The organism is Microbispora sp. NPDC049633 (assembly GCF_040675265.1).
Taxonomy (GTDB): Bacteria; Actinomycetota; Actinomycetes; order Streptosporangiales; family Streptosporangiaceae; genus Microbispora; species Microbispora maris.
In genome coordinates this window covers 25334-37628 of the sequence record NZ_JBFAOO010000062.1, presented here as the reverse complement: position 1 = coordinate 37628, position 12295 = coordinate 25334, and the positions used below count along the sequence as shown (strand labels likewise).

Annotated in this window: 10 protein-coding genes; 6 read left to right on the top strand and 4 right to left on the bottom strand. The window is 71.5% G+C overall.

Annotation, left to right across the window (positions count from 1 at the left end):
- Nucleotides 1-94: 94 nt before the first annotated feature.
- Nucleotides 95-1807 (bottom strand): carbohydrate binding domain-containing protein, encoded by a 1713-nt coding sequence (locus tag AB0J39_RS18310; RefSeq protein ID WP_363465923.1) that lies wholly within the window; start codon nt 1805-1807, stop codon nt 95-97.
- Nucleotides 1808-2182: 375 nt separating this feature from the next.
- On the opposite strand from AB0J39_RS18310, the gene AB0J39_RS18305 reads away from it, so the two are divergent.
- From AB0J39_RS18305 to AB0J39_RS18295, 3 genes are all read left to right on the top strand, one after another.
- Nucleotides 2183-2590: a YchJ family metal-binding protein gene (locus AB0J39_RS18305; RefSeq protein WP_363465921.1), complete on the top strand. Its 408-nt coding sequence runs from the start codon at nt 2183-2185 to the stop codon at nt 2588-2590.
- Between the two features lie 204 nt (nt 2591-2794).
- A complete protein-coding gene (locus AB0J39_RS18300; protein ID WP_363465919.1) occupies nt 2795-3217 on the top strand; it encodes a hypothetical protein in 423 nt (140 codons plus the stop codon).
- 779 nt (nt 3218-3996) lie between these two features.
- Nucleotides 3997-5244, top strand: coding sequence for an ROK family transcriptional regulator (locus AB0J39_RS18295; protein WP_363465918.1), 1248 nt, complete (start codon nt 3997-3999; stop codon nt 5242-5244).
- A 20-nt stretch (nt 5245-5264) separates the two neighbouring features.
- On the opposite strand, the gene AB0J39_RS18290 is transcribed toward AB0J39_RS18295, so the two are convergent.
- Nucleotides 5265-5948, bottom strand: coding sequence for an STAS domain-containing protein (locus AB0J39_RS18290; protein WP_363465915.1), 684 nt, complete (start codon nt 5946-5948; stop codon nt 5265-5267).
- Nucleotides 5949-6051: 103 nt separating this feature from the next.
- On the opposite strand from AB0J39_RS18290, the gene AB0J39_RS18285 reads away from it, so the two are divergent.
- The gene (locus AB0J39_RS18285; protein WP_363465912.1) at nt 6052-6684 is read left to right on the top strand and encodes a chemotaxis protein CheB; all 633 of its coding nucleotides are present in this window, start codon (nt 6052-6054) and stop codon (nt 6682-6684) included.
- Between the two features lie 9 nt (nt 6685-6693).
- Nucleotides 6694-8520: a CheR family methyltransferase gene (locus AB0J39_RS18280; protein ID WP_363465911.1), complete on the top strand. Its 1827-nt coding sequence runs from the start codon at nt 6694-6696 to the stop codon at nt 8518-8520.
- 21 nt (nt 8521-8541) lie between these two features.
- Here the strand turns inward: AB0J39_RS18280 and AB0J39_RS18275 are convergent, their stop codons facing one another.
- Nucleotides 8542-9351 (bottom strand): SAM-dependent methyltransferase, encoded by an 810-nt coding sequence (locus tag AB0J39_RS18275; RefSeq protein ID WP_363465908.1) that lies wholly within the window; start codon nt 9349-9351, stop codon nt 8542-8544.
- A gap of 179 nt (nt 9352-9530) precedes the next feature.
- Between AB0J39_RS18275 and AB0J39_RS18270 the strand changes: the two genes are divergently transcribed.
- Nucleotides 9531-10415 (top strand): TIGR03619 family F420-dependent LLM class oxidoreductase, encoded by an 885-nt coding sequence (locus AB0J39_RS18270; protein WP_363465906.1) that lies wholly within the window; start codon nt 9531-9533, stop codon nt 10413-10415.
- A gap of 22 nt (nt 10416-10437) precedes the next feature.
- On the opposite strand, the gene AB0J39_RS18265 is transcribed toward AB0J39_RS18270, so the two are convergent.
- On the bottom strand, nt 10438-12081 hold the full coding sequence (locus tag AB0J39_RS18265; protein ID WP_363465903.1) for a WD40 repeat domain-containing protein: 1644 nt from the start codon (nt 12079-12081) through the stop codon (nt 10438-10440).
- Nucleotides 12082-12295: the final 214 nt, after the last annotated feature.

The following is a 12295-nucleotide window of genomic DNA, read 5'->3' as shown; positions in this document are numbered from 1 at the left end:
CACCAGGACCGCCGACGCCGGGGACCTCGCCGCCGCCTCCCGCCCGCCCCGGACGGGAGGCGTCCCGGCCCGGGCCGGGACGCGCCGACGGGATCTAGCAGGGGTTGGCGGCGTTACCGGTGACCACGCCGTTCCTCACGGTGCTGGTGCCGGTGCCCAGGGTGTAGTCCCTGCCGTTGTTGTTGTCCCAGGAGCCGGAGCCGTCGGTGAAGGTGACCTGGAAGGCGGTGGCCGTGCCGAGGTTCACGGTCTTCTTCCTCCAGCCGGAGCAGGCGGCGTCCATGGCCACGCCGGGGACGGTGGTCCAGGTGCCGTTGACGCCATAGTGGATGTAGGCCGGGTTCCAGCCCGTGTAGTAGTAGACGGTGGCGGTGTCGCCGCCGGTCGGCGTCACCGTGGGCGAGGGCTGGGCGCCGACGCGGATGGCGACGGCGCTCCTGCCCGGCACGGTCACCGTCGCCGTCCCCGCGGCGTCCACGGTCACCGAGCCGCCGCCCGCGACGTTCGGATACGTCCCGGCCGGCAGGCCGGTGGTGAAGGTGCGGGTGACGCCGCCGCTCTCGTTGTTGATCGCCACCCAGCCCCTGCTCCCGCGGCTGAAGGCGATCAGGTTGCCTCCGTTGTCGGTCCAGTTCGCGACCGGGGTGCCGGCCACCGTGTTGTGGAAGCCGACCATGCCCGCCATCTCGCGGTCGAAGCAGGTCCACCGGCCGCCGGAGCAGTCGGTGTCGGTGACGAACCCGCCGTTCGCCGACGGCGGGCCGCCCTCGCCGTCGCTCCAGGTGAAGGAGGAATAGACGCTGGGCTTGCCGTACGGCCAGGCCAGCATGAAGACGTTGGCCAGCTTGTAGGCGGCGCCGTGCTTGTAGTTGAGGGTGGAACCGTTGCGCTCGGTGTCGTGGTTGTCGACGAAGACCACCGCCTTGTCGTCGCCCACCGACAGGCCCCAGCTCTGGCCGAAGGTCCGCAGCCACTTGATCTGGCCGGTGAACTGTTCCTTGAGCTTGCGGCCGTAGACGAACTCGTCCACGTCGCCGATGCCGGTGTACTGGCTCGGCTGGACCGCCTCGTTCGCGCCCTGGATGACCTCCTGGTGGATGTACGGCGAGCCCTTGAGCCTGGACCGGATCGCCGCGAGGTCGTCGGGGCTGATGTGCTTGGCGGCGTCGATGCGGAAGCCGTCCACGCCGAGGTCGGTGAGCCTGTTCATGTACGCGGCGATCTGGCCGCGCACGTAGCCGGAGCCGGTGTCGAGGTCGGACAGGCCGACGAGCTCGCAGTTCTGCACCCGCCAGGCGTCGCTGCCGTAGTCGGCGTCGTTGATGCCGCAGGTGGGGGAGTGGAAGTCCCAGGAGGAGTACAGGCCGGGATAGTCGTACTTGCCGAACGAGTAGCCGCCGTAGCTGATGGAGCCCTGCCCGGTCATGTGGTTGATGACGGTGTCCACCTGCACCTTCACGCCCGCGGCGTGGCAGGCGGCGACCATGTTCCTGAACGCGGTCTCGTCGCCGAACTTGCTGGTCAGGACGTAGCGGGCGGGCTGGTAGACGTCCCACCACACCGAGCCGCCCTTGGACATGGAGTCCGCGGGCGGGGACACCTGCACCGAGCCGTACCCGGCCGGGCCCAGGACGTCGGTGCATTCCCTGGCCACCGATCTCCAGTTCCAGTTCCACAGGTTCGCGGTCACGCCGGGGCCGGTCGCGGCGCCGGCGGCGGTCTCGGTGAGCACGGGCAGCGTCACCGCGGCGCCGGCCGCCACGGTCGCGGACAGCGCGCCCGCGACGATTGCTTTGTACAGTCGCATAGAGGGGTCTCCAGGACATCGATTCGGGATCCCTTGAACGCGGGCCGGGTGGAGCCGACACCCGGCCCGCTTCGTGCGCACGCCTGTGAGAGGCGCACGCGGTGCCGCGGACGCGCGGGGCTGTCCGGGGCGGCGCGGACGGTCGACGTCGTGCGGCGGCCGGAACACGGACGGGGCGGGGGCGGCGCCCTCGCGCCGCGGGGAGACTGGCACACCATCGGGGCCTCCGTCGGGTTTCCCAGGTGTTGCCTGGAAGTTACTTAGCTGCCACCTCTTGTGCAAGAGCTTGCAGCAACTTTCAGAATTTTTCCGGTTCGGGCGCTGGGTGGCGATCCGGGGCGCGTGGCCGGTGGCCGGGGGCGATAGCCTCGCGGGGTGAGCCCTGCTTCCCGCCGTGCGCAGCGCGCCGGCGAGCCCTGCCCCTGTGGTCTGCGGGCCGCCTACGGCGAGTGCTGCGGCCGGTTCCACGAGGGACGTGCCGTACCGACGGCCGAGGCGCTGATGCGCTCGCGCTTCTGCGCGTTCGCCGTCGAGGACGAGGTGTACCTGCTGCGGACCTGGCATCCCGCCACCCGCCCGGCGCGGGTCGAGTTCGAGCGGGACATGCGCTGGACCGGGCTGGAAATCGAGGCGGTCACCGGCGGGAGCCCGATCCACACGGAGGGCACCGTCACCTTCCGCGCCCACTACGTCTACCGGGGACGGCCCGGCGAGATGCGCGAGCGGAGCCGCTTCGTCCGGCACGAAGGCGCCTGGGTCTATCTCGACGCCGTCGGCGAATGAATCCCACAAGGCCGGACATTTATCTGCATAGCGGTATAAGCGTCGAATGTCGGGTCTAAAGGCATAGCGACAAAAAATGCGTCATCATCCATGCCGCGCTCGGCATTAGCGAGGCCGAGGCCATGACACGGGGTATGACGTCGGCGTTGCTCGTTTCCGCGAAAGCCCACGCCGGATGGCCTTGGTAGGTAGGTGCGTTCCACGATGTCTCGCCGCTGTACGTTCCGCTCGCGGTCGCTCCGGGCTCTGACGGCCCGCCGCCTGACGCTGGCCACTCTCGCGGCCACGATCGCGTGGACCGCCGCGGCCCAGGCCGTGAGCGCGGCCGCGAGCACCGCCACGCATTCCGCGCGTCGTGGTGCGACGCACGTCTTCACTGGTCACGGCGGTGGTGGCGGGGAGCAGGTGGCGTCCGGCGGGTCGGCCAGGGCCCGGCAGTCGAAGTCGGGCAACGGCAGGTTCAACCAGAACCTCAACGGCGTGTTCGCCCCGACCTTCATGATCGGCCAGCAGCAGACCGGCATCACGAACGGCGGACGCATCAGCACTCAGGGCGCCTTCTGCGGCCCGGGCCCGAGGCTCTGCAAGATCTGGCAGAACATGCCCATCACCTCGAACGGCTGGTGATCGGGGATAGCCGGGGCCGGCAATTCCACGAATGGGAGAGTCGTGCTGACTGATATGGCAAGGATGCCGTAAGACATCGCGCGCGCCGGGCGAGGAAAAGCGGCGCGTCACTAGCCTGGGGGCGGCCTGGGCGAAAAAGGCCGCCCAAAGCACGGGAGCGCGCGATGAAGTGTCGGTGGTATGTCAGGACGGCTTCGAGGAAGATCGGTCTCGGTCTCCTCGCCTGCGCGTCGGTCGCGGCGGTGCTGGCCGCCGCGGGCCCCGCCGCCGGGGACGCGCGCAGCCACGGGCGGGAGACGCCTCGCCGGCAGGAGTCCGGGTTCCGGACCGCGCCGAGCGAGCGGGCCGCCGCCGGGCCCGGACTCACCGCCTCGAACACCACGAGCAGCCGCGGCACGCAGCAGGTCTCCATCAATGTCGCGAACGGGGGGACCGGCGTCCAGAACGCGATGTGCAGGGGTAACCGCGGGTGCGACATCGCGCAGGCGCTCGGCGTGCCGTACGCGGGCGGTGTGGCCGGGCGGGCCCCGGTCCCGGCTGCGTCGCCCCGGACGGGAGCGGCGGCCAGTCCGGAGGCGAAGGCACGGCACCGGGCGGGCTCTCCCGGCGGACGGGGAACGGGTCCGCGGACGGCGCGCGGCCGGGTGCCCGTAACGGACGCGGGACTCCGCCGCGGACGCCTCCGTTGGTAACCTCGACAGTGGGAAGGGCGAACGCGTCCCCTCCTCTGTCCACGGCCCGTCAACGAGGATCACCCCGAGTCGTCAGGATTGCGCGCGATGTCGAAAGCCGGTCGGTCCCAAGAGGAGATTCGCCGGCGCAACCTCGGTGATCTGCTGCGGCACGTGCACCTGTCCGGTGCGCTGTCCCGTTCGGAGCTGGCCGACCGGATGGGCCTGAACCGCAGCACCATCATGGCGCTGACCGCCGAGCTGTCCGCGGCGGGCCTGGTCGGCGAGGAGTTGCCGGGGGACACCGGCAGGGCGGGCCGGCCGTCGCTGGTGGTCCGTCCGGAGCGCGACCGGGCGCACGTGCTCGCCTTCGACGTCCGCGTCGACCGCCTGGTCGCCGCCCGGGTGGGACTGGGCGGCGAGATCCTCGACCGCCGGGAGGCGGTCAGACCCCGGGCGGGCGCGGACCTGGAGGACGTCGTCGGCGTGCTCGCGGGATTCGGCCGCGAGCTGCGGCGCGGCGCCCGGCCGGGCTCGGTGTGCGTCGGGGTCGGCGCGGCCTACTGCGGCATGATCCGGCCCGCCGACGGCACCGTACGGTACGGGCCCTACATCGGCTGGGTGGACCAGGCGTTCGGCGTCGAGCTCGGCGCCCGGCTCGGGCTGCCGGTGCTCGTCGGCAACGAGGCTCACCTGGGCGCGCTGGCCGAGCGCGACCGCGGCGTGGGCCGCGGCTACGACAACCTGATCTACCTGCACGGCGACGTCGGCGTGGGCGGCGGGATCATCGTCGGCGGCAAGCTACTGGACGGCGACGGCGGCTATGGGTGCGAGCTGGGGCACATGATGGTGAACCCGTACAACGGGCGGCCTTGCATGTGCGGCTCGCGCGGGTGCCTCGAGGCCGAGGTCGGCGAGCACGCCCTGATCGACGCCGCGGGCCGTTCCGGCGAGCTGAGCGGGCGCGAGGGCGTACGCGCGGTGGTGGAGGCGGCCGCGGACGGGGACGCGGCGGCGGAGGAGGCGCTGCGCCGGATCGGCGACTGGCTGGGCATCGGCGTGGCGAACCTGATCAACCTCTTCAACCCCGGGATGGTGATCTTCGGGGGGATGCTGCGGGACGTGTACCCGGGTTCGGAGGCGCAGGTCCGCGGCAGGGTGGAGACGAACGCCATGCTGATCTCCCGCGAGCAGGTGCGGCTGAGCGTGTCGGCGCTCGGAGACGACGTCACGCTGGTCGGCGCCGCCGAGCTGGCCTTCTCCCGGCTCCTGGCCGGCCCTCTGGAGGTGCTCGCGGAGATGCGCCGCCGTGCCGCGAGCCAAGCGGCGCTCCGGAGGCGCGCCCTGGCGCTCTGACGGCGCCGCGCCGACAGGGCTCAGTGGCAGGCGAAGATCTCGGCCTGGCGGCGGAATCCGTCCGCCTTCGCCAGGTGGGAGTCCCCGTCGCAGGACAGGCCGGAACACGGCCGCTCCGCGAGCGCGTGGTGAAGGGCCGCGAGACGCTCTTGAGCGTCCGCCAGACCCGCGCAGATCGACTCCGCCCTCTTCCGCATCGTCGCCATGTGTGTGCGGGCCTGCTCGCGCAGCAGTCGCGAGCGTTCCAGCAGCGTCTCCCGGTCCTGCCCGGACGTGCGGGGCACCGCCGCCATGGGGCGTACGGGCGCCACCCGAGGCCGGCCGAAGCCCTCGCCCCGGCCCGGCAGCAGCACGAGCCGCCGCTCCAGGGGCGCCATGGGCGCGGCGCGCACGACGGCGGGGCGGTCCGGCCGTCCCTCCGGCCACAGGAGAGCGAGCAGCCGGCCCAGCGGGCGGCTCGCCCAGACGATGAGGCCCCCGCAGGCCCCGGCCGCGGCGATGTGCACGCGCTCGAGCGCACGCACCCCCGCGAGGTCGCAGAACTTCAGGCGGACCGCGTCGAGCACCAGGTGCACGCGGCCGTCCCCGATCAGCCCCGTGGCGATCCCTTCGAGCCTCGGACAGCTGAAGAGGTCCATCTCTCCGCTGACGCTCACCACGGCGGAGTCCGACTCACGCTGTGTCACCTTCACCCACAGATTCATGGGTGGCCTCCTTACCCCGCCTGCGGCGGGGAGCCGGGCACCGGGCGATCGCATTTTCCGAGCGCTCCGCATGGCTCCGGCGGTTCCAGGATATGGGGCGGACATGGATGCGCTCGTCCGGCGGGACGTCGTGGTCGTCGCCGCGTCCGCGGGTGGCATCGAGGCCCTGCGGACGCTGCTCGGCAACCTTCCCGCCGGTCTGCCCGCCTCCATCCTGGTCGTCCTCCACATCTCACCGCGTGCGGGCAGCGCCCTGCCGGGCATCCTCGATCGCGCCGGACCGCTGCGGTCGGCCGCGGCGCAGGACGGCGAGCCGCTGCGGCACGGGCGCGTCTACGCGGCCCCTCCCGACCTTCACCTGCTGGTGGACGACGGTGCCGTCCGCTTGTCGCGGGGGCCCCGGCACAACGGGCACCGCCCGGCCGCCGATCCGCTGTTCCTCAGCGCGGCCGCCTTCGCGGGCCCGCGGACCCTCGCCGTCATCCTGAGCGGCACTCTCGACGACGGGGCACGGGGATGCGCCGAGGTGGAGCGCCGCGGCGGGCTGGTGGCCGTGCAGGACCCCGAGGAGAGCCCGTTCGACGGCATGCCGCGCGCGGCCATCGCCGCGACGACGCGGCCGGCGGTGTCCTCCGTACGCGGCATAGCGGAATGGACCGCGCGGGAGTGCGGCGGAACGCGTCAGATCGGCCGGGAGGCGCCCGCCCCGGCCACCCAGAGCGACGAGCGGCGATAGCGTGGACCCATGGTCACCAGCGAGGAACGCGAGTTCGACGACCTCCTGCTGATGCTCAAGGAGACCCGGGGGTTCGACTTCACCGGGTACAAGCGCAGCACGTTGCAGCGCAGGATCGCGCGGCGGCTGGAGGCGCTCAAGCTCGAGACGACGGGGGAGTACCGCGACTACCTGGAGCTGGAACCGGGCGAGTTCGCGATCCTCTTCGACAGCCTGCTCATCAACGTCACCGCGTTCTTCCGCGACCCGCAGGCCTGGCGGGTCCTGCGGCACAGGGCCGTCCGCGCGGTCCTCGCGGCCAAGGGCGGCGGCCGGCCGATCCGGGCCTGGAGCGCGGGCTGCGCCACCGGTGAGGAGGCCTACAGCCTCGCCATCGCCCTGGCGGAGGAGCTGGGGCTGGACGAGTTCCGGGAGCGGGTCAAGATCTACGGCACCGACCTGGACGAGAGGGCCCTGCAGGCGGCCCGTACGGCGGTCTACGACGAGCGCAAGGTCGCCGACATGCCCCCCGGGCTGCGGAACAAGTACTTCGAGCCGGCGGGGGCGGGCTTCGGGTTCCGCCGGGACCTGCGCCGCCAGCTCATCTTCGGCCGCAACGACCTCACCAAGGACGCCCCGATCTCCCGCGTCGACCTGCTGCTCGCCCGCAACACCCTGATGTACTTCAACGCGGAGACCCAGCAGAACATCGTCCGCAAGTTCCACTTCGCCCTCGCCGACCCCGGCTATCTCTTCCTGGGCACGGCGGAGATGCTGCTCGACCACAGCGACAAGTTCGAGCCGGTGGACCTGCGCATGCGCCTGTTCAGGAAGATCCCCCAGCCTGTGGGAGGGACGCGCATCGGCTGGAACGCGCCGGCGGCCCAGCCGGAGGAGAACACGCGTCTTGCGCGGCTGCGAGGCGCGGCGCTCGCCTCCGGTCCCGTCGCCCAGATCACGCTCGACGCGGCGGGCAGGCTCGCCCTGCTCAACACGCGCGCCGAGGTCATGTTCGGCCTGCAGGCCCGCGACGTGGGCAGCCCGTTCCAGGATCTCGAGGTGTCCTACCGGCCCGTCGAGCTGCGGTCGCTGGTCGAGCAGGCCGAGCTGGACCTGCGCACGGTCGAGCTGCACGACGTCACCTGGCAGCGCCCCGGCGCGAAGGAGCCGGGCGTCTTCGACGTCGCCGTCGTCCCGCTGATGGACAGGACCGGCGAACTCGTCGGAGTCACGATCAACTTCCACGACGTCACCCGCTACCGCCGGCTCCGAGACGAACTGGAGCAGGCCAACAAGGAGCTCGAGCACGCGTACGAGGAGCTGCAGTCGCTCAACGAGGAGCTGGAGACCACCAACGAGGAACTGGAGACCACCAACGAGGAACTCCAGTCCACCAACGAGGAACTGGAGACGATGAACGAGGAGCTCCAGTCGGGCAACGACGAGCTCCAGCAGATCAACGAGACGCTCGACGTCCGGACACGGGAGCTCGACCGGGCCGGCCAGTTCGTCGCCTCCGTGGTGCGCTCGCTCGGCGACGTGGTCGTCGTCGTCGACCGGGACCTGCGGGTGCTGCTGTGGAGCCCGGGGGCGGAGGAGCTGTGGGGGCTGCGCGCCGACGAGGCCGACGGCCGCGACCTGCCCTCACTCGACATCCTGCCCCTCGACCCGCTGCTGCCCGTGGCGCGGCGCGTTCTGGACGGCGCGCCGGCCGCGGACGGTCAGGGGGACGCGGTGAGCGTCGAGGCCCTCAACCGCAGAGGCCGTCCCGTCCGGCTCGCGGTCACGCTGGCGGCGCTCCACGAGGACGACGCGTCGGTCAAGGGGCTGATCCTGGTCATGAGCAGGGGCGAGTGAGGCCTCCAGGCCCGCGCGGCCTCAGGTGACGCGACCGACCCCGCCGATGATGGCGCCTCCGGGCATGCCGTCCCATCGGCGCTGCGCGGGATCGGGCCGCCACAGGTGCAGCGGCACGACGCCGGGCTCCAGCACGTCGAGGCCGTCGAAGAAGCTCCGGACCCGGGCCGCGGTGCGGGGCACGATGCCGCCCGCGGTGGTCGCGGTGTAGACGTCCCGGCCCCGCCTGACCGCGTCATCGTCCAGGTCGCCGTGGGTGATGTGGGAGAGCACCAGGTGACTGCCCGGGGCGAGCGGCTTGCGGAACGCGCCGACGACGTCGGCCGCCTCCGCGTCGTCGGTCACGAAGTGGAGGACGGCCAGCATGATCAACGCGATCGGCCGGGTGAGGTCGAGGTGGGCGAGGACCTCGGGGTGGCCGAGGACGGACTCCGGCTCACGCAGGTCCCCCTCGACCACGACGGACCGGGGGTTGTCGGCGAGCAGGGCGCGCGCGTGGGCGAGCACGATCGGGTCGTTGTCGACGTAGACGACCCGCGCCTGCGGCGCCTCGGCCTGCGCGACCTGGTGGACGTTCTCCTGCGTCGGCAGCCCGGTGCCGATGTCGAGGAACTGCCGGACGCCCGAGCGCGCCAGGTGCCGTACGGCCCGCACGAGGAAGGCGCGGTTGGTCCGGGCGACCTCACGGGCGTTGGGCAGGATCGAAATGATCTTCTGCGCCGCCTCGCGGTCGGCCGCGAAGTTGTCCTTGCCGCCCAGGTAGTAGTCGTACATCCGGGCCACGCTCGGCGTGCCGGGGTCCACCACCCACGCGGGAGCCTCCTCGTGCACGCTCTGCCCTCCACTGCTCGGGTCCGGTCCGCGGCACGCGACGACGACCATCCTAAAGACACGTCCGCCGATTTTGACCACCCGATCCGACAATCGGCAATGTCGGATGTCCTCGTACGCGCCGGCCGCGGTCGTGCCGGGGATTCAGAAATAGAACGGGTTCTCGTACGCTCCGGGGTATGCGTTTCACGTATGCCGAGGCCATGACCGACCCGTCGTACTACCTGCCGCTCGCCCGGGCCGCGGAGGGGGCGGGGTACGCGAGCATGACCGTGGCCGACTCCCTGGTCTATCCCCGGGAGTCGGACGCGAGGTACCCGTACACGGCGGACGGGGACCGGGAGTTCCTGGAGGACAAGAGCTTCGTCGAGACGTTCGTCCTGGTCGCCGCGATGGGGGCGGTGACCTCGGCGATCCGGTTCACGCCGTTCGTCCTCAAGCTCACCGTGCGCCCGCCGGTGCTGGTGGCCAAGCAGGCCGCCTCCGCCGCCTGGCTCACCGGCGGACGCCTCGCCCTCGGCGTCGGGCTCAGCCCGTGGCCGGAGGACTACGCCGTGATGGGCGTGCCGTGGGAGCGGCGGGGCAGACGCATGGACGAGGCCGTCGAGATCGTCCGCGGCCTGACGCGCGGCGGCTACTTCGAGTACCACGGCGAGTTCTACGACCTGCCGGCGGTCAAGATGTCCCCGGTCCCGGCCGAGCCGATCCCGATCCTGGTCGGCGGCCACAGCGAGGGGGCGCTGCGCCGCGCGGCCAGGCTCGGGGACGGCTGGATGCACGGCGGGGGCGACCCCGCCGAACTGGACGCGCTGCTCGCCAGGCTCGCCGCGCTGCGTGCCCGGGAGGGCGCCGCCGACCGGCCCTTCGAGATCCACGTGATCTCCCCCGACGCCTACACCGCCGACGGCGTGAAGCGGCTGGCCGACAAGGGCGTCACCGACGTGATCGTCGGCTTCCGCAGGCCGTACGTGAAAGGGCCCGACACCGAGCCGCTGAGCCGGAAGATCGAGCACCTGGAGCGCTTCGCCGAGAAGGTGATCGCCAAGGTCGATCCGCGTTCGTGACCTCCCCGGGAGCGAGGTCCGGTCACCCGGCTGCCGTCACCTTGAGCTGGTGTTTGGCCGCCGCGTAGACAGTCGCCTGGTCCGCCTTCCACTCGGCCCCATAGGTGTACGTGCCGGCCTCCGCAGGTGTGTCCGTGAAGGTGAACGACCCGTCGGCGCCGGGGGACACCGTGGTGAGCACGATGGTCCTGGCCCTGTTGTCGCTGACGATCCTGCGATGGATCAGGACCACGGCGTCGTCGCCGGCGGGAGGCGGGCCGATGTCCAGCGTGCCGTGCATCTCAAGAGGAACGCCGACGGTTCCGTTCGCCGGTCCGGTCAAGGTGATGGACGTGGGGTACTTGGCCACCGCGACGGTCGCCGAATCCGCGCTCCACCGGGTGTCCTCGGTGCCGTCCCAGAGCACGCGATATGTGAACGTCCCGGCGACCGGCGGGATGTCGGTGAAGGTGAAGGCGCCGTCCTCGGCGGTCGTCACCGCCGGGAGCGTCGCGCTGGTGCCGTCGGGCAGCCGGCGGGTCACGGTGAGCGGCTTGGCGGCCAGGGCGGACCCGTCCGTCAGCGTGAGCCGGCCGGTCACGGTGAGCGGTTCTAACGCGACCGCGTCGGCCGGGGCCGTCATGGTGAGCGTGGATCCCGGAAGAGCCGCGCGGTCGAGTCGCCACAGTCTGAACCCGCAGGTGTACTGCGGCGCCGGGCAACCGAAACCCACCACGCCGTAGACGGTGTCGCCCAGGAAGGCGAGAGTGCCCGGCATCACGCTTTGCGCCGGGCTTCGGCCGGTGTAGAGCTTCGCCGTCGTCGCGGTGTCGTACAGCTTGACCTTCCCGTAGAAGCGGCCGCTGGTGGCGATCTGCGCGCCGTCCGGGCTGATGGCGACGACCGTGGGGCTGTCCCTGTCACCGCTCGGCTCGTCGGCGCCGTAGCTGCGGACCTTCGTCAGGGTGGTGGTGTCCCAGGCGTCGTACTGGCCCGGGTAGTCGAAGGCCGGGATGACCGTCGAGCCGTCGGGCGTGAGAGCCAGGTCGTAAAGGGCGCCGGTCATGTACGAGGAGAAGCGGCCGGGGATCTCGCCGCGCTTGACGGGGACGGATCCGCTCAGGTCGTAGACCTCGAGGTTGCCTGATGAGGTGCTCGTTTCGCCGACCACCAGCGTGTTCCCGGCGGCGGCGACCAGCGGGGCATCACTCATCGGTGAGACCCGGAACCGGACCGGCTCCGGCGCCGCCGCCGACAGGTCGAGGTAGGCGACGCCGATGTGGTAGGTCGTGTACGCGCAGCCGTAGCCGACCCACAGGCGGTCGCCGGACAGGGAAAGATGCGTCGGGCACCTGTCCTCGGCGAGGTCGAAGCGCCGGGTGACGGTGAGGCTGCCGGTGTCGATCTCGGCCACCTCGTTCGACCCGCGCAGTGCCGCGTACAGGCGCGTGGCGTCCGGCGTGATGGCCAGGCCCTCCGCGCCGGACAGGCCGGTGACGGCGCCGATGAGGGTTCCCTCGGGATCGGTGACGGCGATCCGGTCGCCACCCGAGACGAAGATCTTGCCGCCGCCCGCGACCAGGTCGCCTGTCTGCGTGATGCCGATCTCCGTGAGAGAGTCGTCGGCCGATGCCGCAGGCGCGGGAACGACGACGAGGGCGGCGGCGACTGCCGCGGCCCCGCCCAAGGCGAGCACCCGGCGTTTCAGCCGGGTGGTCGACGGCCCTTTCCGATGTGCCTGTGGAACGGCCGCGCGTCGACCGTGTGAATGATTCCGAATCAGCCTGTTGATCATGACTGAGATGTAGTCATGCCTTTCCAAGGTCAGTCAAGCGAATATGCCTCGAATATTCCGTGAACGGCCATGCGAAATCTGATTAGAACGCGTTCTTGTCAGCCGT